This window comes from Flavobacterium sp. 22659, from assembly GCF_052044235.1.
GTDB classification, from domain to species: domain Bacteria; phylum Bacteroidota; class Bacteroidia; order Flavobacteriales; family Flavobacteriaceae; genus Flavobacterium; species Flavobacterium johnsoniae.
The window spans coordinates 1-22,336 of record NZ_JBQEMU010000019.1; the positions used below are offsets into that span (position 1 = coordinate 1).

Sequence of the window (22,336 nt, forward strand, 5' to 3'; positions counted from 1 at the left end):
AAAAATTATGAAAACTAATAAAATAATCAAAAAAGGACTTTTAATTCTCAGCGGAATATTTGTACTGTTTGCCGCGATTTTGCTTTTTCACATTATAACGGCCAAACCCCCAGTTTATGACACCCCAAATCTTCAGGTAAGCAGAATCGATTTTAAATCAGACATCGATTCTCTGCAGGCCAGAAAAATCTGTGCCGACCTGAGAAGCATAAAAGGCCTCACATCAGATTCTATCATCGTTAAAAGAAATGTTGTGGTGTACTTCCACAATAATAAAATTACAAACTCTGAGAAAGTTTTCAACGAGCTGATGGCTAAAGGACGTTACGATGCGCATCGTTATATTTTACCGGCAAATTTAGCAGACAAAGAAGTCTGCCCAATGAATCAAAATAGTTTGAGCTATAGACTGTCTCAAAAGATAAATCGTTTTTTTAATTAACCCTTTAATACTTTAAATTTATGAAAGTTTATTCAAAACTTACACTTAGTGTACTAATTGCTGCATCGGCAGCTATGATTTCCTGCAGCAGTAATGACGATGAAACCCCAGCACCGGTTAAGGCTTCTATCTACGAGAGATTAGGCGGAACTAAAATGGTTTCTGATCCTGATAATTCCGGCCAGATGATTGAGCAGGGACGTCTGAGTTTCCGCAAAGTGGTAAATTCAACTATCGGATTGATTGTTGCTGATATCCAATCCAACGCGTCAGGTAATCTGCAGGCACATTTTGCCCCTTTATTAGCAGAAACTGGAACTACCCAGTCTACCAATATTGCTAAATTATCAGATAACCTTACTGATTTCTTTTCGTTTAATACGGGAGGAACAAATGCTGTAAATACATATTCTGGTTTGAGTATGTCGGCTGCGCATGATCCTGCAAAAAATCCTCGTATGGGAACAAAATCAAGCAGTGCAGATTATACAAAATTTGAAGGATATGTTGGAGCTGCGGCCAATGCTAATGGCGTTGCTTCAAATACAGAACTTTATACTGATATTGTTGCTGTTTTGGAATCATTGAGAACTCCTATAGTTCAAAAATAAATTTCTTCTCAAAACGCTGCCTGAAAAAGGCAGCGTTTTATATTTCAATACTATTTGAAGTATATAAATATTTTTCAAAACCTGTCAGCTTTATGATACCTGGAAATTATATAAAACCGCAGTTTAATCCATTATTCCATAGTGATGTAAAAAGCACTTCCGGCGCTGTTATATAATTCTGCAGGCAATAATTTTTGAACCTTTTAAGGAAACCATAAATATGGAAAATTTTAATATGTCCAGATCCTCCACTTTTTATGCATTGGGGTTAAGCTACAAGAAAGCAGATGCGGTTATTAGAGGAAAATTTAGTCTAGATGCTAAAGCACAATCTGATTTATTGCTGCAGGCCAAAGCAGAAGGCATAGAATCACTCCTCGTTACTTCTACCTGCAATAGAACTGAAATTTATGGTTTTGCCCATCATCCTTATGAATTCATCAAACTGCTCTGCGAGAACAGCAATGGCTCTGTAGAAGAATTTCAGCAGGCTGCTTATATATATAAGAATGAAGAAGCTGTCAGCCATATGTTCCGGGTAGGAACAGGTTTGGACAGTCAGATTTTGGGTGATTTTGAAATCATCAGCCAGATTAAAACCGCTTTTAACAATAGTAAACAGGAAGGCTTGGTCAATACATTTCTGGACCGGTTGGTAAATACAGTTATTCAAGCCAGCAAAAAAGTTAAAACTGAGACGAAAATTTCTTCCGGGGCAACGTCAGTTTCTTTTGCATCAGTGCAGTATATAATCCGAAATGTGGCAGATATTGGAAGCAAAAATATTTTGTTATTCGGAACAGGGAAAATAGGAAGAAATACGTGCGAAAACTTAGTAAAACATACTAAAAACAGCCATATTGCCCTTATAAACAGAACAAAAAACAAAGCCGAATTACTGGCTGGCAAGCTGAATGTTATTGTAAAAGATTATGCTGATTTAAAACAGGAACTGCAGCAGGCTGATGTGCTGGTTGTAGCTACAGGAGCACAAAATCCGACTATTGACAAGACATTGCTTGCATTACAGAAACCCTTATTGATCTTGGATTTATCCGTCCCGCGAAATGTAGATATCACTGTAGAAGAAATCCCCGGTGTAACTTTGATACATCTGGATGATTTATCTCAAATTACTGATGACACGCTGGAAAAGAGAAAACAGCATATTCCTGCTGCAGAAGCCATTATTGATGATCTAAAATTAGAACTGAATATCTGGGTGAACGGCCGAAAATGTGCTCCGACTATTCATGCCTTAAAATCCAAGCTAAATGATATTGTATCAGCAGAATTTGCTTTTCAAAAAAAGAAAACAACCCATTTTGATGATGCACAGATGGATTTAATCAGTTCAAGGATTATTCAAAAATTAACAAACCATTTTGCCAGCCATTTAAAAAATGAAAACACTTCAGTGGATCAAAGCATTGAATTCATTGAAAAAGTATTTCAGATAGGGCATCTTGCACCGGATAAGGCTTCTTCACCAATAGAAGAAAAATACAAAATCAATCTGTCATAAATGCTTAATGAACTGCAGTTTTAAAGCTTACCAGAGTTCTGAAACAAGTGATGCAAAAATAGAACCCGTCAGCTGCGTTGCACGCTGCGACGGGATAGTCCATAAACATAATCTTCCAAAAAATGTTTACTTAATTCTGCATGGGGTAATCAATTCCTCATTTGGTAAAGTTAGACTAATTAATTTATTGATAATTAGATGATTATTAATTAATTTTATAATTAGCTTTTTTACTATAAATTGCCTCACATCATTGATCCATGTTATAAAAGAAGCGGCGTGCCAAACGCTTGAGGAGTAAACTAATTTACTGCCTCAGCTGAGAAACAATTGATAATCAGAGAATGAGAGCGGAAAATTCAATAAATGATAAATAGTCAACCATTTTTAATGGGTTGTCATTATTTCAATTAATAGAAATTTAAAAAAAGGATGATGTAGGCTATTCCATTTTTGGTGTTCGAATCCTATTAACTTTTAACTTACGCTAAGCTACAATTTATCTTATTTTTCAAGTCGATTGAGAAGATGATTATTTGAAATTGTTAGTCAAAAACAGTTTATAAGCATCTTTAAGGGTTAAACACTAAAAAAAACTTAAGCATAAACTTTTTAATCATATAAAGGATCAGTGGAAAGTATATAATTATTAAAAGCATTCTTTAAAATTCTACTTTGGCGGCACAAATTTAACTATTATCATTAGAGAATATTCAAATCAAAATTTGACGATGATTTTAGATTTTTTTACTACGACTAAGGGGTTTGGATAAAGTTCCGCCAGAGTATAGTTATAGTATTGAATCCCAAAAAGCGCATATTGAATAGGATCAATATGCGCTTTTTAGTTTGGACTTTTTATGGAATTAGACTTTTCCTAAAGTATAAAGCTGCTCCATTGTAGGTGTAAGGCTTCCCCCTGCAGGTTCCAGCGTGATGCCAAAAGCTTCAGCTGAATCGGTTTGGCTTACAGCGAAGATTTTTTGAGAGTTTTCTTCAAAATTATCCAGCAGACCAATACTTGTCGGGGTAAGCACCGGACTTAGTTTTAAAGACCAAACCTGGTAAACCATTCCTTTTGGAGGGTTTGGCAGACCTGCCGCGTCGATATAAGTCGATTTTGTTTCTTTGTTCCAGTACACTTTTGCAAATGATGCCGGAGATACATATTGTCCGCCCAGAGTAACGCTTGTGTTTTTAATGTCTCTCACAATGCTTAGGTTTTTCTCAGTCTGTTTATTCTGCTGATCTAAAAAAGCATATTCTCTTTCAATTTTATTTTTTTCGTCTCCGGTATCAGAGACTGCCTGTTTGGATTTTGCCAGTTCTAAAGTCTGATATCCAAAACCTAGCAATAATAATACTGTAGCTGCCCAGCCCAAGTATTGAGGCAGGTTTGATGCTGGTTTTATATTGACAACTTTAGTATGTTTAAGCTCTAAACGCGCTTTTATTTTGTCGAAATTGGCAACCGAATGGAAAGGCGAGAAGCTTGATGATAAGGCTGAAACAGCTTTTTCTATAGCAATGATTTCACTTTCAACCTCGGGGTTTTCTCTGGCCAATTCGGCAATTTCCAGGTTTTCTTTTTCTGTCAGCAGGCCGTAAACGTACAGTTCTAATATGCCTGATTCAATATATTGCTTCGCTTCCATTTATATCTTTAAATAATTTCTTAAATCGTTGATACAGTTTCTATTTTGTGTCTTTACAGTTCCCAGAGGTATAGCTAGCTCTTCTGAAGCTTCCTGCTGGGTATATCCTTTAAAGAACAGCAGATCAATAATCTCAATGCATTTTGGTTTCAGTTTTTTAACGAACTCCTGAATACCAATTGCATCTAGTTTATTAGCTAATTTATTGCTGTCATCTAACAGATTTACGAAATTATCCGAAGAAAGGTTTTTTTGGGTGTTGTTGAAATTTTTGGATCGCAGCTTGTCAATCGATGTATTCCTTGCAATATTAAGGATCCAGGTGTAGAACCGGCCCTTGCTTTCACTGTAGCTATCGATGTTTTTCCAGATTTTTACAAAGACTTCCTGCAGGACATCTTCGGCTTCTTCCCGGTTTTTTACCAGAACATTTATGACCGAAAACAAGCTTTTTGAGTACATATCGTAGAGATGGGTGAAAGCTCTTTCATCTTTTTTGCGGATTAATACCAATAATTCTTCTTGGCTCATAGGATTGGATTTAAAGCTTAAATAAATTTTAATTTCGTATAAAGTGGTAATGCCGGATAAAGGTAATTTATTTTTTACGCAAATAATCCAAAAGCAGAAATAAAGGGCATCACTTTAAAAAATCCCAATTTTAAGGGTGTATGCTGTGCTGCTGTTTTAATCTTGCAGAAATCGATAATTTTGCCTCTTTCTTAATGCCGGATGCAGAACTTTTGTCTTGTTTAGCCGCATCCATTTTTTTGCGGCTCCTTTCAGTAGAGAGTTACATTCCATTAGAGATTGATTTTTTTTCATGCAAATAGGATTATTGCTTTTAGAGATGCACAACGGCATTGAACTGATCTCCTTCTTATATTTTGAGGACATCCTTTGAATTGCTGATTTTTTGAGTTGCTTCCGTTGTTTTTAGAGTTGGAATAACAGTTTTTAAGTTTTAAATTTGTAAATATGACAAAACTGATAACCTTAAAAATATTTATGCATTTTTTCCGCTCATCTTCGGTAATTCCAATGAGTACGCTTGAGAGAAATATAAACTGTTTTCGGGACAGCTTCTGCTGGCCCAGCAGTAAAAGCTGTTTTGTTTTTAAAAGTTGTTTTTTGAGCATTGTCCTGAATGGAATGGTGTGGAAATGCAAATATAAACCGCCAGCGCGGTTCTCTAGGATATAATGTTAATGTAATGCCAATTTTGAAAGGCCTTTACATATGTGCCGATAAAACCACCAGCAGTTCAGCAATAAACTGATGCATTTTCATAAAGGACTCAAGGTGCCTGCGGAAAGAAGTTCCCAGATTTATTGGATAAAAACAGCTTCATCCATATGATGCTGCTTTTATAGATAGGTAAGGCCTAAAGATATTGGTGATATTGCCGGCCTTGAACATTCCAGCTAAATTTTAGAAGATGGGTTTTTTAATTTTTGAGCCTTTTTCAATATCGCCTGGAAAAATAGAAGAAAAATTATTTTTTTTATAAGCCTAAGAAGCAGGATTTAAAGCATTGGTGCTTTTTTATTTCATTTTTTTCAATATTATTTTTTTTTCATGAAAACCAGAAAGCAGTTTAAAGCGTAGATGACTTTATAACTTTAAAAAAAATGTAATTATGAAAACTAGAAATTTTTTAGCCTTGGCAGTCTTAGCATTGGGATTCGGATTTACGATGAACGCTCAGAAAACCGTAATGGTGGGAGGGGCAGCAATGTATCCAAATAAAAACATAATAGAAAATGCAGTCAACTCTAAGGACCACACCACACTTGTGGCGGCGGTAAAAGCGGCGGGACTGGTAGAGACGCTTCAGGGAAAAGGCCCTTTTACCGTATTTGCGCCGACAAATGAAGCCTTCGGCAAACTTCCTGCAGGAACAGTAGACAATTTACTGAAACCGGAAAACATAAAAATGCTGCAGACTATTCTGACCTACCATGTGGTTGCAGGAAAGATGAACAGTTCCGATATTGCAAAAGCGATAAAAGCAGGAAAAGGAAAAGCAGTGCTGAAAACAGTAAGCGGCGGTACGCTGACAGCCTGGATGGAGGGTAAGGATTTATATATCAGCGACGAGAACGGCAATAAGTCTAAAGTTAGCATAGCGGACGTAAACCAGTCAAACGGAGTAATCCATGTGGTTGATGCTGTGCTGCTTCCAAAGATGTAATACTGTAAAGAAATTTTAATGCGATAAGCCCCTTTAAAAAAGGGGCTTTTTGTATGCTTTTTTGTGTTTGGATTTCCCGGCGGAAAGAAGTGAAGGCCGGCAGCCTTTAAATGATGCCGCTTTTTTAATTTTATGCAGTTCTAAAGCCTGCGTCTGGAGATCATGTCTCTTATCTGAAAAGGAAGAATCAGAAAAGACGTATCAATTGAAATATTTATATTTTATAATCCGACTGACTCGTTTTCCAGCAGGTATTCTTTCCTTATTTTCTGGTTCATTTTACTTAACACCGAAGCGAATAGATAATCGGACTCTTCAGGTCTGCTTTCTTTTAGGATTTTAGCTTTTACCAGAGAAAAATAAATATGTTCGGCCGGCAGCTCTTTTTCAATCTGAGAAAGAATTTGCAGCGCCTGCTGCGTTTTTCCAATTTTTGCCAGACAAAAACAATAGTTCAGTCCTGCAATAGGAGACTGGCAGACCTGCTGCATGATTTCATGTAATTTCACAATATCAAGCCAGTCATTTTGTGTTAGCTGCGCAATGGACATGTACCTGCTGATGATAACCGCTTCAAGATAAAAACGGTTTAAGGTTTTGGGCTTTTTAAGGTAATGAAAGCCTAAAGCGATCAGTTCCGTATTCCATTTTTCGCGTTCCTGGCTGAAAAAAGAAATGAGTCTGCCATTGACAACCCGGGCTGCACTTCTTGCGGCATGAAAGCAGAAAAGAGCCAGCAGACTGCCTGTGGAGCCATACTTATAGCGGCCGTATAAAAGTTTAGTCAGAGCCATTGCGTCCAGGCATAAATCTTCATTGAAAACCCCTTGGGCCTTTTCATCAAAACAGTCGTAGCCTATATTAAAGACAGCGTAAAATATTTCTTCTGCCCTGGCGATTTCTTCCCTGACGGCTGCTATTGAATCCAGTTCGACAGTTTTGCCCTTAAATTGGGATCTTATGTTTTTCTTTGTCCTGGCAATGCTTTTGTAAACGGCTTCTTTACCCATCAAGGTGCAGCGGCTTATTTCAGATATCCTTAGTCCAAAAATATCCTTAAGAGCAAAGAGTATTTTGGCTTGGCTGGAAATATTTTCTACAGCAGATATAAAGAGAACTGTCTGAAGCCGCAGGTCAGTCTGGCAGCTTTCCGCCGCATAACCTTCCATATGTTGCGCAGAAAAACTGTTTTTTTCTTTATTCTTTTTGATCTGGTTCAGCAGGTCATTTCGGGCAACGATGAAAAGCCAGTTTTCCATATTGTTCAGGATGGTATTCTGGCTGCGTATTTTTAAGGATTTTAATAAGGAATTATGAATGGCATCCTCAATTTCAGAAATATAATCTGCACCAAACTTATTTAATAACGCTGCAAACAGCTTTCCGTACAAGGCCCGGTAATTCCTTTCTTCCCCGAAAAACAATTCATTGCCCATAATCTTCCATTTCCATTATCTGGCGGATTTCGGTAGTGCCTCCGTAAAGATGCGTGGGACATTCCTTGGCCAGTTCTACAGCCGTTTTTAAATCCTCTGCCTGCAGTAAGTAATATCCCCCAATAATTTCTTTGGATTCCAGATGAGGCCCGTCTTTGATGATGCAGTCTTTCCCGCTGATCAAAACACTTTTTTCCTGCAGTCCGTCGCCTGAAATCAAATGTCCTGCTGCGGCTAATCTCTCTGCCCACCTCATATGTGCATCAGCCAGCTGCTGCATTTCTTTTGATGAGAGCTCGTTTAGTTTTTCAATGTCTTCATGAAGTAATAATAGGAACTTTTTCATAATAAATTATTTTTAAAATTTCATTAAAGACATCTGGGTGTTCCGGTTTTGGACATTTATTTGTTTTTTTTTAAATAAAAAGCCATTTGGCCCCTTGTGTGTGATGGATGTACAATTCCAGCTGTTACTGGGCTGTATCTGAATTCAAAAAAACTAATAAAACTAAGGAGATTTTTTTAAATCTCCTCAGTTTTTATGCTTTAGTTATGAATCTGCTTTTAAATTTCTTTGAATCGGTAATCTCAATAGGATGGGATGAATTCTTGCTTTTGTGCCGCTGAAAAAACAGCTTTAACTTTTTGCCGCAAAGTTTAGAGAAGCTTTCCGCTGTTCGGCTTGCAGCAGAGAAGAGTCTGCATTTAATGAATTAAACCCCATGTGAAGAGTTCAAAATTTAAAAAAGGGCATGTTTTATAAAAAACAATCCCTTTTTAATAGTTGTAAGCAATGCAATGGAAATCTGCAGTTTAGAAATTCTTTATGGCTGCCATAATATCCTTTCGCTGCTGCTGCAGCGAATATTGTTTGGTCAGGAAAAAGGCGGCCTTGTTTTCCATGGCAAAATTCCTGTCAAGATCACTTGAGGATGTCGTATATATGATAACCGGTATATCCTTCAGGTCGGGATCCATTTTAATGTGCTGCAAGAAGGTACGGCCGTCCATTATGGGCATATTAAGGTCCAGAAAAATCAAATCCGGCTTTGTAAAGTTTTCTGATTTAAGTTTTTCAAAGGCATCTGCGCCATTTATGGCTTGCTGCAGTACAATTGAGGGATGGTCTTCGGCCAGCAGTTCAGCAAAGATTTCGCGGTCGTCTGGATCATCATCAATTAAAAAAATGGTCGTCATATGTATAATAATGGAGTGTAAATATACTATTTTCCCTCCTAATTTTTTATCATCCCCCCATTTTTTTCGCGCAGTTCAGGCATAATAATAGTAAAAACAGTGCCTGAGCCTTCCTGCGATGCGACAGTAATTTCACCATTATGGTTCTGCATGATCTTGCGGCACATGGCAAGGCCGATTCCGGTGCCTGAATACTGGTCGTTTCCATGCAGGCGCTGGAAGATATTGAAAATCTGTTCGGCGTACTGTTGTGAGAATCCAATGCCGTTATCTCGCACTTCTATTTTGATATAGGGAAGTTCCAGATCCAGTGCATGCAGCCTGAGTTGAGCTTCTGGAACAGGCTGTGCGTTAATGCTGATTTCGGGCCTGGTGCCGGGCTTGGTATATTTCAGGGCATTGGAGAGCAGATTGCCGAAAAGCTGTGACATCTGAAGCGGTATGGCCTGCACGAGGGGAAGCTGCCCGATGCTTACCTGGGCATTTTTCTGTTCGATGACCAGGTCAAAATCTGCCAATATTTCGCTGAGCACTGTATTGAGGTTTACCGGTACAAATTGATGTGAAATGTGGGTGAGCTTTGAAAACTGCAGCACATCCTTAATGAGGTTCTCCATCCTTCTGGAAGAAGAGCTGATCTTGTCGATATAAGTATTTACCTTCTCGGGGTTCTTTCCCAGATTGTTCTGCAGCAGATCGGTAAAAACGCTGATCTTTCTTATGGGTTCCTGCAGGTCGTGGGATGCGATATAGGCAAACTGCGAAAGCTCGCGGTTGTTGGCCTCCAGTTCGGCATTTTTAGTCTGCAGCTCGGCGGTCTGTTCCTTTACCTTGAAGGTAAGCTCCTGCTGGAGTTCCTTTTCTTTGGTCACGTCCTGTGCCGTACCGCTGAGTGATTTTACCACACCATCCTTGCCGTACTGCACCTGGGCGTTGGCATGGATAATGCGCTGCTGTCCTGTTATTTTGTTTACAATCTGAAATTCATAATCATAAAATTGTTCGGCCGAACCACTGAGGGCCTCTTCCAAGGCCGCAGCAATTTTATGCCTGTAGGGTTCGCTGATACGCTGCAGGAACTCTTCCCGGTCTGCGGTGCCGGCGCTTAAACCGAGCCAGTCCTTAAAACGGTCCGAACAGGTAATGGTTTTAGTTTCGGCATCGAGCGTCCATGTGGAGAGTTCGGCCAGTTCAATAGCCCCTGCGAGCGCCATCCTTGTCTCTTCGAGTTTTTTGGTGGCGATGACCTGATCGGTAACGTCAATGGCAATGTCCATAACCCCGTAAATCGTGCCTTTGGAGTCGCGGATCGGGGTATAGGTAAACTCAAAATAGTAGGTGCTGATTTTTCCGTTGAGCTTCAGGTCCGCCGGTACGGAATGGCCGTAATAGGTTTCGCCTGTACGGTAGACCTGCTGCAGGATATCCATAAAAGGCTGCCCCCTTAATTCGGGAACAGCTTCTTCCATGGGAAGCCCTATCACGGAGCTGTCCTTGCCCCAGTATCCAATCATGATATCATTGGCAATTTCGATCTTCATATCCAGTCCTGTAAAGAGGCAGATCCCCACGGGGGACTGCTGGATCATCGAGGTGAGCTGGTTCTGGCTTTCAATAACGGCCTGGCGCACGGAAATAATTTCATCGATGTCCATGCAGAACCCGGCGTAGCCCCCGTACTGTCCTTCGGCATCATAAAAAGGGTCGCCGGCGGCGCGGCACCAGATCAGCTGTCCATCGTTTTTCTTTGCCCGGAAAAGCACATCGAAATGGCTTTTCTGCTCCAGGGCCTTAAGGTATGCTTCTTTGGTTTTTTTATAGTCCTGCTCGGCAATGACCCAGGTCCATTTTCCCTCCAGCAGTTCCTGGTAGGGAACCCCTGTGAAATCAATAAGGGTTTTGTTGAAATAGGTAAACATTCCCTGCGGATTGGAAAGCCATAACCCGGTAGGGGAGCTGTCGGTTACATTTGAAAAATGGCGGTCTGCCTCCCGCTTGGTCATCTCAAGTCGTGACTGTGCCTGCTCAAGGGCCAGACGGCTGTTTTCTTTTTCGGTGATGTCGGCGACCGTTCCGGAGAACATCGGTGCTTTTGCTTCGGAATTGATGATGCGTGCCGCTGATATGGCAATGTGGTGTATGCTTCCGTCGTCCCAAATAACCCTTGGGGCATAGTTAAAGGTGCCATTTTCCATGCCGCTTTTGATGGCGCCGGTCCTCAGATGCAGGTCATCGGGATGCACGTATTTGAGGAAATCCTTCCTGCCCAGGCCGGGTTTAAAATTCCCGGTGAGTATCCTGCTGAATTCAGCGGAATACTCCAGGGTATCAGCGGCATAATCCACGCTGAAAAGTCCCAGAGCCATGCTCTGTATGGTAAGATCGGTGAGCTGTCTTGATTTTTGAAGCTCTTGGGCCGCTTTGCGGTGCTGGGTGATATCCTGCAGGATGCCGTTAAAGCGGTATGCGGTTTTAGTATTGTCAAACCATGCCTTTCCAAGGGCATGCACAATCCGCGGTATTTTGGTAATGGGGTGGATGATGGTATACTCAATATCGTATCGCCCGCCTGACTCGTATCGGAGTGCATAATTAATTGATTCAGTGACACGCTGACGGTCCTTCTCTGCGACTGCCCCCAGGGCATGTTCGAGTTTCACCTGCTGATCGGCCTTGAGCCCGAACCAGTCCTTGAGCCTTGCATTTGAAGAAAAGCGCCGTGTCCTTGGATCCAGGTCATAAGTCCCAAATTCGGCTGCGTTGATGGCAAATTCCAGCTCGTCGCTGCTTTGCTGCAGATGAAGTCTGCTGTTTACTTTTTCAGTGGTTTCATTGCAGATTACCAATACACCCTTGATCTGGCGGCGGTCGTCCCTTATCGGGCTATAGCTGAAAGTCCAGTATACGTCTTCCATTTTGCCGTTTCGGAATATTGGCAGCAGCAGGTCGTCGTACCATATGCTTTCTCCCGTTGACAGCACTTTTTGAATCAGCGGATGGATAAAATCCCATATTTCAGGCCAGCAGTCCACGGCTTTCTGTCCCATGGCTTTGGGATGTCTGCCCTCATTTCCGAAACTGGGACGATAGGCATCATTGTAGAACTGTATCAGCTGATCACCCCACCAGAGAAACATCGGAAATTTTGAGGACACGATTGTGGCAATGGTGTTTTTGAGGTTCTCCGGCCAGGTGTCCGGAGTGCCCAAAGTATGGCTTTCCCAGTCAATATTTTCAATTAGCTCGGCGGCTTCACCTCCATTTTGAAGAAAGTAAAAGTCTGAAGTATTTGGGTCTTGATTCAATTTTCTAGTTTTAGGAAGGGCTGCTGCATACAGGATAACAGTTTTGGTTTGTAAAAGTAAGCAATTTTATTTTTTGTTGCGGTTCCGATGGAACGGACTTCTTCATCCGGTATGCTGTTTCTGCCTAACAGCCAGCGTAAAAAAATAGTTTTTGTCTTGCGTAAAATTAATTTTTCCGCTGTGGCAGCTTTTATACAATTTTTATGGAAAATTTTAAAATTGTCACTTTTAAGTCTTTAGTTTTTCAACTGCATTTGCGGCATAAAACTTTAGTTAAATAATGCCAAACACTACATCTGCATACTGCAATGGCATTTTAAGGTTTTGTTTGTGGGAAGCCGGAGCCGACTATTTTTTTAAACCATTTTTTTTGGATGTGTTAATTTGGAATCCGGGCTGTTTTAAAAACATTGATCCGCATCGCTTTTAAAGAGTGTCTGATGTCTTACTGCTTATTTATTTCTAAAAAAAACGCAGGGCGGATGCTGTTAGATTTTTTATCTTTGAAATATTCAATTTTTATTTAGGCCTTTAGCTGAAACTTTTAATAAAAATTGTGATGATTTCAACTAAATTAGAAGCCCTGTAATTTGGTTAAGCATGATGGGATACTATGGCGGAAAATATAAATAATACAGCGTTTATTGAAGCGGATTTAATCAGCGAGTTATCCCGCCTTGCCGAGCAGACCAAACAGCAGGCTAACAGTTCTTCAGTGCTGCTTTTTTGGGAAATTGGATTTAAAATTAATGAAACAATACTTGATAAAAAACTATCAGAAAACGCACGACAGATCGTGACTGCCTTGTCGTTGGAACTAACGGATAAATTCGGCAGCAATTTTGAAGAAAAAAATCTTCGGACAATGATGCGGTTTGCTGATGAGTTTGCAGACAAAGAAATTGTCGCGAGACTGTCCCGGCAATTAAGATGGTCCCACTTTTTAGCTATTCTGCCTATCAACAATACAGAGGCTAAACTCTTCTATGCCAATCAGATTAAGGACCTGCTGATGAGCGTCAATGATTTAGGAGAGCAGATAGCCGCGAAAACTTTTAAACGTACTGAAACAGGAAAATATTAACAGAACATCTCCATTTGATGGACAGTACTCTTTTAAAGAACCTCCTGGGATGTTTTTTTAAATATAGGAAATGTTTTTTTAGAAAAGACTTGTTACAGGAATACTTGGTTAGGTAAAAAAATGGAGAAGATTTAATTTAGTTTTACTTTTTATCATCAAAATCAAATCGCCGGCATATAGAATTGCAGTATCTCATTATCAGTCTCTGATTGCTTTTATAAAAAATAGAGTATTTTGATGTAAATTTTTATTGCAGCCAATAAAAACCTCTGCAGACTGCTATTGCAGAGGTTTTGTACTTTATAAATCCTCTCTCTGATTGATTATGGATTGCCTTCACCGCCGCTTGAGCCATAAATCTGCCCAGTTGCATAGCTGGCATCTTCAGCGGCGAGCTGTACATAAATGGAAGCCAGTTCGGCCGGCTGTCCTGGTCTCCCCAAAGGAGTTTGGGATCCAAATTCTTTGAGTTTTTCCATACTGGCACCTCCGCTTACCTGCAATGCAGTCCACACTGGTCCTGGGGCTACACCGTTCACTCTGATTCCTTTTGGTGCCAGCTGTCTGGCCAGTGATTTGATGTAATTTGTAGTGGCGGCTTTTGTCTGGGCATAATCGTATAAATCTTCGGTGGGAGCATAGGCCTGCACAGAACTTGTTCCGATGATGGATGATCCCGGTTTCAGGTAAGGCAGCGCCGCTTTGATAATCCAGAAAGGAGCATAAATATTGGTTTTCATGGTCCAGTCAAATTCTTCTGAGGAAATATCTAAAATGGATTGGTGAGCCTGCTGTCTTGCCGCGTTGTTGACTACTATATCTAATCCGCCAAGGGCTTGGGCTGCCTGATCGACAAGAGATCTGCAGAACGTCTCATCGCGGAGATCCCCGGGAATGGCAGCAGCCTTTCTTCCTGCGGCTTCAATGAGCTGGATCACTTCCTTTGCATCTTCCTCTTCGGTAGGGTAATAGTTTATGGCAACATCAGCTCCTTCTCTTGCATAAGCAATTGCGGCGGCTCTTCCCAAACCGGAATCGCCTCCTGTAATGAGGGCCTTACGGCCTTTTAATCGTCCTGTGCCTTTGTAGCTTTCTTCACCATGATCCGGTCTCGGATCCATTTTACTGACAAGACCCGGCCATGGCTGCGACTGCTCATTGAAGGGCGGTACTGCATATTTGGTGACAGGGTCTTGCATTTCAGCAGCATGGCTGTTTTGCTGTGCGGCTGGATTTAAGGTGTTTTCGCTGTGCAGCGCGCTTTCTCCAAGTGCAGGTGCCACACCGGTCTGCTCAGCATTCTGCGGTATATTGTTTTTGCTTTCCATAATCATTTACTTTTTGCATTTTTAAAAATCATCTTCTTTTTTCCTAAAAAAAATGGAATCAAATTTAAAAAACGAACCAGCCTTCATTATTATAAGATTACAGCAATTTTTTGCAAGATATAGAGTATCGAATGGTAATCTGCTGTTTTCAGCTGTGCATTGCGATCAGCCGCTTCTTGGGAAGCTCAAAATTTAGATGGTCCTCTTTTACAGCGTTTTGCGTTTTTTGTCCCGCTTTTTAATTCTCTATCCGGGCAGCTTGGGCCACCATTCGAAACAGAGGTTCGTATTTTCTCAGCTGGTGATCCAGATTCTGGTGCGCAGCAGCAGGGCCGATGCTGCCCTGCAGGCAGTATAACTTGCCCCCACTTGCCGCCATAAACTGGAGCATGCGCACTTTCATGTTTTTTTGGGGCTCGTCCAAAATTTCCTCTATTTCCGCCATTATGCCCGGCATATCATCGATGGTAACCGGCTCTGTGCGGATCAGCCTGCTTTGCGGGGGTATCATTTCCTGCATGGATTTTTCATTAAGTGCAAGGTTTTGGTATTCTTGGGGCAGATCATGAATTACGATCAGTATCTTTTCATTTCCTTTTCCCTCACAGCTGGTAAACTGCTGCACGGCTGCGGGCATTTGGGCTTCCTGCGCCTCCCAGCTTTTGGGTATCGGCAGCACAACCACGCTTTGGTCTGCTTTGGGATGGCCCTTTGTGGAGAATTTTACCGTATGGCCGTCGATTATTTCCTGATGGGGCGCGTCATGGTAGGCAAAGGCGAGCAGGCCTTTGGGAAGAGCGGCAGCCGGGCTGAACCCTATTTTGTCTTTGACGGCCTGAAGAAATTTGGCCGTATATTCTTTCTTTTCAATAGGGTGCTGCAGCTGCTGGTTTATCAGGGAGTCAATGTGTTTTTGAAAGCTGCTGAACTGCGGATCAGCGAGCTGCTGCCGCAGAAAGAGTTCCGCATTTTTCTCTGCCCTTCCAAATACCGCCTGAGCCTTTTGCTGAAGGTCGGCCGCTTCTTTTGCAAAGGCAGGGAATTGGCTGGCGGCCTTTTTCAGGGCGGCACTCTGTCCTTTCAAAAAAGCATAGGTTTCCATGGCAAGAAGCACTTTAGGATCATGGTGCTGCTGCGGATAACACCCCCAGACAGCCAGTGCACAAAAAAGGAGCAATAGGGTTCTCATAGTCTGCAGTTCTAATTTAAAACCAAAATAATACAGATAGGCAAGGATGAAAAATCCTATAAAAACGCAAAAATAATCTTCACGGCAGCATTGTTCTTATATAATTCCAAAATAGAGTTGTAAAATTTCCACATCTGGAGGCCAGCATCCATTTGCCGCAGAAAATCGCCGTACCTTTAAGGCGGCTTTATAGGTGATTTATCTTTTTTTGCCTGCCGCGCCAAACCGCATCGGGCTAAAAACCGTATTTAACTGCAGCCGAGGAGCTTAAAAATGTATGTGCCATGTTATATAGAAATATTCTGCTTATCGATGATGACCGTGAAGATGCCGAGCTGTTTATGGAAGCGGTAGACCAGCTCAATAAAAACATACTGCTGCGATGGGAGAGCAGTCCGCAGACTGCCTTGGAAGAACTCAGGGGGTCTGATAAGCTGCCCGAACTGATTTTTCTAGATTATAATATGCCCAGAATCAATGGGCTGGAGCTGCTGGTCTCTTTAAAAAATGACGCAAGGCTGAAGGATATTCCTGTAGTGATGATCTCGACCCCCTCAGCGGATTTCATGAAGAGCAAAATCGGGCAGCATAACATCCTTGCCTATATCAGCAAGCCCAACAGTTTTGGCGAGCTTCTTTCCCAGCTGGATTCGCTTTTGCAGCCATAGCCATTTTGATGTTTCGAGCAAGAAAAAAAATAGAAAGCCTCAACAGATTTTACCTGAAGTTCAGCGGGCGGATTGGTACAATATAAATAAAGCAGAGGTGCTTTTTACAATGCTGATCCCGGAGTAAGGCTTAGGCGCCAGTATTCCACAATGTTTTTTATCATGGCTTGATAGACTGAGAAGTCTTCTTCTTTCCTAAAGTATCCCTGTACTTGGCAGCGGTACGCCCTGAGCACATTTTCTGGGTTTTTCGAGGTGGAAAGAAAGATGTAAGGAGTACATTTCTCGCGGATTTCCGTCAGGGCAAGTATCTGTTCGCGGAGTTCAAAGCCATTAATCTTGGGCATATTGATATCTGACAAAATAAGGAAAGGCCTCACCTTCGAATTGGAAAGGTAAGAAAAGGCATCCATTGGGTCTTCAATGAATTTTATTTTGTTGGGATAGTCCAGGCTTTCAAAAATATCCTTAAGGAAGAGCCTGTCATCCTCGTCATCTTCGATTATTATTATTATTTCTCCGTTACTTCTCATGTCTTAAAGATGCGCTTTAAATTAAGTAATTTAGCTTTGTCCAGTTTTGATTTTCCATTGTGAGGGCTAAACGTTTTTAAGATTCTGCCTTCCTAAAATTAAATCATTTCCTTATTTTTTTCTTACAGTAAATTTTATTTTTCTTACTAAATTAACATGTACGGTAAAATGCTGCTTGTCTTTTTTTTAACAGTACCCGGTGCTGCGGCTGCGGTCTTAATTGCTATATTTGATAGGAGAATTACAACTACCCTAACATACAGATCTTTCACAATGGAAAAAGCAATACAATTAAAGGTGAGAAAAGATTTGGACCCGCACCAGCAGCTCACCGTGATCAAGCTCAAAGGGAGCCTGATTTCGAAAGGCTATACCGAGATCATCCATATCCTGGACCAGGACGAGGAGTATCATCTCAATACCTTTGAAACGGATCTGGAGAAGCGCGGTGAAGCCCGGCAGTATATAACGGCCTTTATCGATCAGGAAAACCTTGCCGATGCGATTACCTTAAAGTAATGCGGCTTTGGCAGGCATTGGAATCCAGAGCCCGCCGTCCGGGAGGACGGCGGGCTTTCGGGCTTTGATTTCACTGCATAAAAAAAGCCGATATGCTTATCGGCTTATAATTTTGGGTTTTCTTTTTTTCATGCGCTCCTTTATCTGATACAAGTTTTGGCTCAGCAGCTGCAGGATCTGTCTGTGATGTCTGGAGGGCTTGTTTTTCATTCCCCTGCACTGCAGGATTTCCATACGGCTGAGTGAAATTTCGATGGTTTCTACGGAATTCTCGCAGACCTTTGCCGAGAGTATCAGCGAATCTTTTCTAACATAATACTCATTGGTGAACACGCAATGCCCCAAGTCGTCGCCCTCGGCCATAAAATCTTTTACTTCTTCAATAACGGAAATGCTGAGCTGCCCATCGCGGAACGACAGCCCGAAAAAGCGCTTTTTGTCGCTTGCATATCTTTTCTGCGCCTTTTCGATTTCAAGGCGCAGGTCGCGGAGTTTTTTCTTGCGAAGCAAGTCCCTTTTCTTTTTTACTAAATGGTCGTGCGCTTCACTGAGGTTATCGGGGCATACATAGAGCGCACACGAAAGGTCTTTTTTGAAATACCGCAGCAGTTCGAGATAATCCTCCCAAACGGGGACATCTGAAATTTTGTAATGGTTTCGGATGACGGTTTTGACCGCCTGCCAGTTGCGGCGGATGTTCTGCCGTGATGCGCACAGGTAATACTGCAACAGGTTCAGCTGTTTTGCCTTTAGCAGGGTCTCGGCGATGGGGTCGCTTAGAAGCGATGAAAACAATAAGTGCGGTGCAATGTCATATACCGAAGTCTTGAATCCGTTGCGTTTTAAAATCGGAAGCACTTTCATCTGCGGATAGACCTTGAAAGGATTGATATAGAATCGGGCGTTGCGGACGAAGTCCTTTGGCTTTATTTCAAGCGGGGAATAGAATTTCCAAGCATCAAGGCTACTGGAAAACACATTGGTGCTGAGCGCAAGGGTGCGCACTTCCCCTTTGGGGTTTATCCAATGCTGCATGACTTCCTTATGGAAATAGCAGGGCAGGAAATTCTTTTTCATGTGTTTATGAGATATGACCATGCGCACCACCTGATACCCTGCACATTGCTGCACTACGGCAAAATATTCGCTTTCTTTGAAATGCACCTGATTATAAGGCATCATTTTGAGTCTGCCTGCGCAGGCAGGGCAGGAAGTGAACTTGGCGCAGGTGGTTGGACAGGAGGGTTTCCAAACGTGGGCGCAGTCCAGGCAGTAGAACCTGCTGCGGGACAACACACCCCATTTGAGAAAAATAGTCTGCTCTGCCCAAGTAAATACCTCTTCTCTGATAGGCGCAAGAGAGGCGCTCAGCGCCGTCAGCTGCTTTTCGATGATGGTTTTGGGTGTCATAGGTCAAAGAGTTTCAGAGTGGTCTGCACCGCAGGTTTTACGTCTTTTTTTACGGTTGGAACAGGTTCGCTTTTGACTGGCGCAGCAGGGATTTCGGGCTGCGTAAAAAGGTCGGACGGTGCAGGGGTCTGCACCACGGCTCTGCACGCAATCGATGCAGGCTTGCCGATAGAATCATCGGTGTAGTACTTTACTGCCATGTCGAAGATTTCCTGATTGTCAAAGGCGCACAAGCCTGTTTTTTTGACCTCGCCGAAGATATAATGGATGCAGCTTTCCAAGTTTTTGGAAGCTTTGGCATAGTTTGTCTCAAAGGCGGCATCGCCCTGCGCCAAAGTGCTGAGGTATTTCTCTATGGCATTTTTAAAATTTTCAGAAGCTTTCATAAGAATAGATTTAAGGTTGAAAATTTCTATTCAAAGAGCCTAGAATAGAGCTCATAACAATATTCCTCGAAGCAGAGCCAGCAGACAAAGGTGTAATGCGGTGCCCCAAATCGGTTTTCGATCGGCTCGCCGACAGCTTCTTCCAATTCAGTACGTATATTTTCAAGGTCATCGATATGTTCGATGTAAAACGCTTTGCAGTCCGTGTGGTAGATAAATTCTGAAATCATGCCGCTCACGCATCCTCCCTGCTGCAAATCAAGGAAAAAGGATTTGAGCTTTTCCCTGCGTTTTCCGCTGTAGGAAGTAATGCTTTTTAGGATAATTTCATTAAAGGCATCGCTTACACGGTACCCACTGTAATTTGATCTTTCTAAGGCTTTCATACTATTTCATTTAGGCGTGTATAAAAATTTAATGGAGATAACAATTAGAAGGGCAGGTCGTCAGGCTCTTCGTTTTTATTGTCCTTTTCAGCCGCGGGTACTGCTTTTGTGCTCTGCGTCTGTGGGAATACAAGGATTTTAATATCCGAGGTGTGAAAGGTCAAAGCGCCGTGCGCACGGGCGTCATTTCCGATATAGACATTCAGTCCGATGCGTCCGAAGAGCTGGACGAGAGTACCTTTTTTAAGCCACTGCACCAGTCCCGACCTGAGCCAGTAAGAACAGTCGATATAGGTTACAATCTTTTTGACCTCTGTGCTTCCTTTGGGTTTATAGCTGTCGTTGACCGCTATGGAGAAGTTTACGACCTCACGGTTTTCTTTTACTTTGAAAACGGAGGCATCTTTTACAATTCGTCCTGTGATTTCCATGACAATAAAGTTTTAGTGAATACTCTTTTAAGTTTTCTTTTCCCCTGCTTCCCAAATGAAATTTTTCAAAAGAAAAAACGGGAAAAAAGAAAGCAGAAGAAAAGTGTCCGGATACCGAACCGGAGTGCTATAAGTCCCGAAGGGCGGCCAGGGGCCGTTATGCGCATGCAGGTGAGGGCGGGCACTACTTTGGCTGCCCTTTTAACCCGTTTTGAATTGAAAATTAACCTCTCTTTTTTCTGTTTTTGAGATCCGCCTGAGAATAGCTATCTTAGCGGTGAAGAAGAAAAAACAAACAGCAGCAGACCCCTAAAAACAATATGGGACCAGACCAGTATATCAGACTCTCACAGCTCACCGGCCAGATCCAGGATACGATCCATTCCCGCTTTAAGGGACAGACGTACTGGGTAGTGGCTGATATCACCAACCATTCCTTCAAGGCAGATAAAAAGATCCATTATTTTGAACTGGTGGAGAAATCAGAGAAAGGCAGTGTGATCACTGCTAAAATAATGGGCAAGAGCTGGGGAGCAGGAGCGCTGAAGATCCTTGATTTTGAAATCATCACCGGACAGCGTTTTACCAACAACCTTCATGTTCTTGTTCAGGTGAGCGTGGATTTCCATCCGCTGTACGGTCTCTCGGTAAACCTTCTGGATATCGACAGCAATTTCATGCTCGGCATCCTGGAACAGCAGCGCAACGCTACCCTTACAAGGCTTGTAAGGGAAAATGATTTTATACACAAAGAAGGCGAGGGATACTCCACGCTGAACAGCCGTCTTAAATTTGCGGCAGTAATCCAGAGAGTTGCGGTGATTTCCTCAAGCAGTTCTGCCGGGAATGAGGATTTCCGCCATACGATGCAGCATAATGATTTTGGCTATGTTTTTCAGATTGATGACTATCATACCGTTGTGCAGGGGGACAATAACGCCAAGCTGTTCCTAAATAAACTCATAGAAGTCTATAATACCGGAATTCCTTATGATGCCGTTGTCATTACAAGGGGAGGCGGATCGCAGTCTGATTTTCTGATTTTCGACAACTACAATATCGGAAGGGCTGTCGCAAAATTCCCGATCCCTGTGATAACCGGCATCGGACACCAGAAAAATGTCAGCATTACCGATCTGATGGCCCATACCCATACCAAAACCCCAACCAAGGCGGCGGAGTTCATCATAGCGCACAACCGCAGTTTCGAGCAGCACATACTCTCGCTGCAAAGGACCATAGCCATCAAATCCCAGCAGCTTTTCCTCGGGCATTACAAGGAACTCAGCGAGATCAAAAATCTGGTCAGCCATAATGCAAGGGAACTGATTGCCGCGAAGAAAGAAGGGCTTATGCTGCAAAAGCAGCATATTTCGCAGGCTAGCCGAAACCTGCTGGCAGAAAAAAAGCAGCATCTTCTGCTGGCTGCGCAAAAAGCACTGCAAAGGCCGCAGAGCATCATCCAGCAGGAAAACAGCAATCTTCAGCATTTAAAAGCGAACCTGAAGATCTTTACCAGCCAGTACCTGCGAAGCCGCAGACTCCAATTGGAGGACCACCATAAAACTATAAAGCTGCTCTCCCCGCAGAATGTGCTCAGCAGAGGATATGCCGTGATCCGAAAAAACAATAAAATTGTAAACGGAGCAGGGAGCATAAAGGAAGGCGAAGAGATTGAAATAGTAACAAAAGATGCCGTACTGAAAAGTACGGTCAACGAAAAAATAGAATATGATGGAAAACACACTGACTTATGAGGCTGCAGCCAAAGAGCTGGCCCTGATCGCCAAAGAGATGGAAGACGAAACCATCTCTGTGGATGAACTGGCTGCCAAAGTAAAAAGGGCATCTGAACTGATAGAGTTCTGCCAGGCAAAACTAAAATCGACCGAAACTGAAGTGGCTAAAATTATCAGCGGCATGGAGAACAGCAAGGAGTAAAACAGGATGATGCACACTAAAATACAGCTTTGCAGCGTTATAGTTTAAGGTACATTCAGATAACACCGCATGCATGCCTTTTATGAAAAAGTTTCA

At 42.2% G+C, this 22,336-nt stretch carries 22 protein-coding genes; 9 read left to right on the top strand and 13 right to left on the bottom strand.

Annotation, left to right across the window (positions count from 1 at the left end):
• The 3 genes from ACTJIW_RS17460 to hemA form a co-directional block, all read left to right on the top strand.
• Positions 1-442: hypothetical protein (locus tag ACTJIW_RS17460; RefSeq protein WP_440718462.1), on the top strand; the 442-nt coding region annotated here is incomplete at its 5' end.
• Between the two features lie 20 nt (positions 443-462).
• On the top strand, positions 463-1,053 hold the full coding sequence (locus tag ACTJIW_RS17465; RefSeq protein ID WP_095955078.1) for a hypothetical protein: 591 nt from the start codon (positions 463-465) through the stop codon (positions 1,051-1,053).
• A gap of 220 nt (positions 1,054-1,273) precedes the next feature.
• Positions 1,274-2,578, top strand: coding sequence for a glutamyl-tRNA reductase (gene hemA, locus ACTJIW_RS17470; protein ID WP_440718463.1), 1,305 nt, complete (start codon positions 1,274-1,276; stop codon positions 2,576-2,578).
• 866 nt (positions 2,579-3,444) lie between these two features.
• Here the strand turns inward: hemA and ACTJIW_RS17475 are convergent.
• Positions 3,445-4,233 (bottom strand): anti-sigma factor, encoded by a 789-nt coding sequence (locus tag ACTJIW_RS17475; protein ID WP_440715766.1) that lies wholly within the window; start codon positions 4,231-4,233, stop codon positions 3,445-3,447.
• Positions 4,234-4,764, bottom strand: coding sequence for an RNA polymerase sigma factor (locus tag ACTJIW_RS17480; RefSeq protein ID WP_109193296.1), 531 nt, complete (start codon positions 4,762-4,764; stop codon positions 4,234-4,236).
• A gap of 1,108 nt (positions 4,765-5,872) precedes the next feature.
• On the opposite strand from ACTJIW_RS17480, the gene ACTJIW_RS17485 reads away from it, so the two are divergent.
• Positions 5,873-6,427 (top strand): fasciclin domain-containing protein, encoded by a 555-nt coding sequence (locus tag ACTJIW_RS17485; protein WP_440715765.1) that lies wholly within the window; start codon positions 5,873-5,875, stop codon positions 6,425-6,427.
• Between the two features lie 221 nt (positions 6,428-6,648).
• Here the strand turns inward: ACTJIW_RS17485 and ACTJIW_RS17490 are convergent, their stop codons facing one another.
• The 4 genes from ACTJIW_RS17490 to ACTJIW_RS17505 form a co-directional block, all read right to left on the bottom strand.
• Positions 6,649-7,863, bottom strand: a complete 1,215-nt coding sequence (locus ACTJIW_RS17490; protein ID WP_440715764.1) for a DUF6596 domain-containing protein — start codon at positions 7,861-7,863, stop codon at positions 6,649-6,651.
• Positions 7,853-8,209 carry a YciI family protein gene (locus tag ACTJIW_RS17495; RefSeq protein WP_149207815.1) on the bottom strand — a complete coding sequence of 119 codons (357 nt, stop codon included), beginning with the start codon at positions 8,207-8,209 and terminating at the stop codon, positions 7,853-7,855. Before ACTJIW_RS17495 ends, ACTJIW_RS17490 begins: the two co-directional genes overlap by 11 nt.
• A gap of 467 nt (positions 8,210-8,676) precedes the next feature.
• The gene (locus ACTJIW_RS17500; protein ID WP_149208524.1) at positions 8,677-9,060 is read right to left on the bottom strand and encodes a response regulator; all 384 of its coding nucleotides are present in this window, start codon (positions 9,058-9,060) and stop codon (positions 8,677-8,679) included.
• 38 nt (positions 9,061-9,098) lie between these two features.
• A complete protein-coding gene (locus ACTJIW_RS17505; protein ID WP_440715763.1) occupies positions 9,099-12,365 on the bottom strand; it encodes a PAS domain-containing sensor histidine kinase in 3,267 nt (1,088 codons plus the stop codon).
• Between the two features lie 613 nt (positions 12,366-12,978).
• Between ACTJIW_RS17505 and ACTJIW_RS17510 the strand changes: the two genes are divergently transcribed.
• Positions 12,979-13,449, top strand: a complete 471-nt coding sequence (locus ACTJIW_RS17510) for a DUF1016 N-terminal domain-containing protein (protein ID WP_184160504.1) — start codon at positions 12,979-12,981, stop codon at positions 13,447-13,449.
• Between the two features lie 323 nt (positions 13,450-13,772).
• On the opposite strand, the gene ACTJIW_RS17515 is transcribed toward ACTJIW_RS17510, so the two are convergent.
• Positions 13,773-14,777 carry an SDR family oxidoreductase gene (locus ACTJIW_RS17515; RefSeq protein WP_149207812.1) on the bottom strand — a complete coding sequence of 335 codons (1,005 nt, stop codon included), beginning with the start codon at positions 14,775-14,777 and terminating at the stop codon, positions 13,773-13,775.
• A gap of 238 nt (positions 14,778-15,015) precedes the next feature.
• Positions 15,016-15,879 carry a hypothetical protein gene (locus ACTJIW_RS17520; RefSeq protein WP_440715762.1) on the bottom strand — a complete coding sequence of 288 codons (864 nt, stop codon included), beginning with the start codon at positions 15,877-15,879 and terminating at the stop codon, positions 15,016-15,018.
• Positions 15,880-16,250: 371 nt separating this feature from the next.
• Here ACTJIW_RS17520 and ACTJIW_RS17525 point away from each other — a divergent pair, with 371 nt between their 5' ends.
• A complete protein-coding gene (locus ACTJIW_RS17525; RefSeq protein ID WP_184160508.1) occupies positions 16,251-16,634 on the top strand; it encodes a response regulator in 384 nt (127 codons plus the stop codon).
• Positions 16,635-16,738: 104 nt separating this feature from the next.
• On the opposite strand, the gene ACTJIW_RS17530 is transcribed toward ACTJIW_RS17525, so the two are convergent.
• Positions 16,739-17,167: a response regulator gene (locus tag ACTJIW_RS17530; protein ID WP_184160510.1), complete on the bottom strand. Its 429-nt coding sequence runs from the start codon at positions 17,165-17,167 to the stop codon at positions 16,739-16,741.
• Positions 17,168-17,440: 273 nt separating this feature from the next.
• Here ACTJIW_RS17530 and ACTJIW_RS17535 point away from each other — a divergent pair, with 273 nt between their 5' ends.
• A complete protein-coding gene (locus ACTJIW_RS17535; RefSeq protein ID WP_149207808.1) occupies positions 17,441-17,686 on the top strand; it encodes a hypothetical protein in 246 nt (81 codons plus the stop codon).
• A 96-nt stretch (positions 17,687-17,782) separates the two neighbouring features.
• Here ACTJIW_RS17535 and ACTJIW_RS17540 read toward each other — a convergent pair whose 3' ends face one another.
• Genes ACTJIW_RS17540 through ACTJIW_RS17555 form a run of 4 tightly spaced genes read right to left on the bottom strand, consistent with a single transcriptional unit; the run spans position 17,783 to position 20,299 of the window.
• Positions 17,783-19,096, bottom strand: coding sequence for a PcfJ domain-containing protein (locus tag ACTJIW_RS17540; RefSeq protein ID WP_184160512.1), 1,314 nt, complete (start codon positions 19,094-19,096; stop codon positions 17,783-17,785).
• Complete coding sequence (locus ACTJIW_RS17545; protein ID WP_184160514.1) at positions 19,093-19,482, bottom strand: Cas9 inhibitor AcrIIA9 family protein; 390 nt, start codon at positions 19,480-19,482, stop codon at positions 19,093-19,095. The genes ACTJIW_RS17540 and ACTJIW_RS17545 overlap by 4 nt, the downstream gene beginning before the upstream one ends.
• A gap of 26 nt (positions 19,483-19,508) precedes the next feature.
• Positions 19,509-19,868 carry a DUF7222 domain-containing protein gene (locus tag ACTJIW_RS17550; protein WP_184160516.1) on the bottom strand — a complete coding sequence of 120 codons (360 nt, stop codon included), beginning with the start codon at positions 19,866-19,868 and terminating at the stop codon, positions 19,509-19,511.
• A gap of 44 nt (positions 19,869-19,912) precedes the next feature.
• On the bottom strand, positions 19,913-20,299 hold the full coding sequence (locus tag ACTJIW_RS17555) for a single-stranded DNA-binding protein (RefSeq protein WP_184160518.1): 387 nt from the start codon (positions 20,297-20,299) through the stop codon (positions 19,913-19,915).
• 320 nt (positions 20,300-20,619) lie between these two features.
• Between ACTJIW_RS17555 and xseA the strand changes: the two genes are divergently transcribed.
• Both xseA and xseB read left to right on the top strand, forming a co-directional pair.
• On the top strand, positions 20,620-22,056 hold the full coding sequence (gene xseA, locus ACTJIW_RS17560; RefSeq protein ID WP_184160520.1) for an exodeoxyribonuclease VII large subunit: 1,437 nt from the start codon (positions 20,620-20,622) through the stop codon (positions 22,054-22,056).
• Positions 22,031-22,240, top strand: a complete 210-nt coding sequence (gene xseB, locus ACTJIW_RS17565) for an exodeoxyribonuclease VII small subunit (RefSeq protein ID WP_379786629.1) — start codon at positions 22,031-22,033, stop codon at positions 22,238-22,240. The genes xseA and xseB overlap by 26 nt, the downstream gene beginning before the upstream one ends.
• Positions 22,241-22,336 lie beyond the last annotated feature (96 nt).

Excerpts from the sequence above, each read along its gene's own strand:
- ACTJIW_RS17465 (WP_095955078.1), top strand. The coding sequence starts at position 463 with ATGAAAGTTTATTCAAAACTTACACTTAGTGTACTAATTGCTGCATCG.
- hemA (WP_440718463.1), top strand. The coding sequence starts at position 1,274 with ATGGAAAATTTTAATATGTCCAGATCCTCCACTTTTTATGCATTGGGG.
- ACTJIW_RS17475 (WP_440715766.1), bottom strand. The coding sequence starts at position 4,233 with ATGGAAGCGAAGCAATATATTGAATCAGGCATATTAGAACTGTACGTT.
- ACTJIW_RS17480 (WP_109193296.1), bottom strand. The coding sequence starts at position 4,764 with ATGAGCCAAGAAGAATTATTGGTATTAATCCGCAAAAAAGATGAAAGA.
- ACTJIW_RS17485 (WP_440715765.1), top strand. The coding sequence starts at position 5,873 with ATGAAAACTAGAAATTTTTTAGCCTTGGCAGTCTTAGCATTGGGATTC.
- ACTJIW_RS17490 (WP_440715764.1), bottom strand. The coding sequence starts at position 7,863 with ATGGGCAATGAATTGTTTTTCGGGGAAGAAAGGAATTACCGGGCCTTG.
- ACTJIW_RS17495 (WP_149207815.1), bottom strand. The coding sequence starts at position 8,209 with ATGAAAAAGTTCCTATTATTACTTCATGAAGACATTGAAAAACTAAAC.
- ACTJIW_RS17500 (WP_149208524.1), bottom strand. The coding sequence starts at position 9,060 with ATGACGACCATTTTTTTAATTGATGATGATCCAGACGACCGCGAAATC.
- ACTJIW_RS17510 (WP_184160504.1), top strand. The coding sequence starts at position 12,979 with ATGGCGGAAAATATAAATAATACAGCGTTTATTGAAGCGGATTTAATC.
- ACTJIW_RS17515 (WP_149207812.1), bottom strand. The coding sequence starts at position 14,777 with ATGGAAAGCAAAAACAATATACCGCAGAATGCTGAGCAGACCGGTGTG.
- ACTJIW_RS17520 (WP_440715762.1), bottom strand. The coding sequence starts at position 15,879 with ATGGAAACCTATGCTTTTTTGAAAGGACAGAGTGCCGCCCTGAAAAAG.
- ACTJIW_RS17525 (WP_184160508.1), top strand. The coding sequence starts at position 16,251 with ATGTTATATAGAAATATTCTGCTTATCGATGATGACCGTGAAGATGCC.
- ACTJIW_RS17530 (WP_184160510.1), bottom strand. The coding sequence starts at position 17,167 with ATGAGAAGTAACGGAGAAATAATAATAATAATCGAAGATGACGAGGAT.
- ACTJIW_RS17535 (WP_149207808.1), top strand. The coding sequence starts at position 17,441 with ATGGAAAAAGCAATACAATTAAAGGTGAGAAAAGATTTGGACCCGCAC.
- ACTJIW_RS17540 (WP_184160512.1), bottom strand. The coding sequence starts at position 19,096 with ATGACACCCAAAACCATCATCGAAAAGCAGCTGACGGCGCTGAGCGCC.
- ACTJIW_RS17545 (WP_184160514.1), bottom strand. The coding sequence starts at position 19,482 with ATGAAAGCTTCTGAAAATTTTAAAAATGCCATAGAGAAATACCTCAGC.
- ACTJIW_RS17550 (WP_184160516.1), bottom strand. The coding sequence starts at position 19,868 with ATGAAAGCCTTAGAAAGATCAAATTACAGTGGGTACCGTGTAAGCGAT.
- ACTJIW_RS17555 (WP_184160518.1), bottom strand. The coding sequence starts at position 20,299 with ATGGAAATCACAGGACGAATTGTAAAAGATGCCTCCGTTTTCAAAGTA.
- xseA (WP_184160520.1), top strand. The coding sequence starts at position 20,620 with ATGGGACCAGACCAGTATATCAGACTCTCACAGCTCACCGGCCAGATC.
- xseB (WP_379786629.1), top strand. The coding sequence starts at position 22,031 with ATGATGGAAAACACACTGACTTATGAGGCTGCAGCCAAAGAGCTGGCC.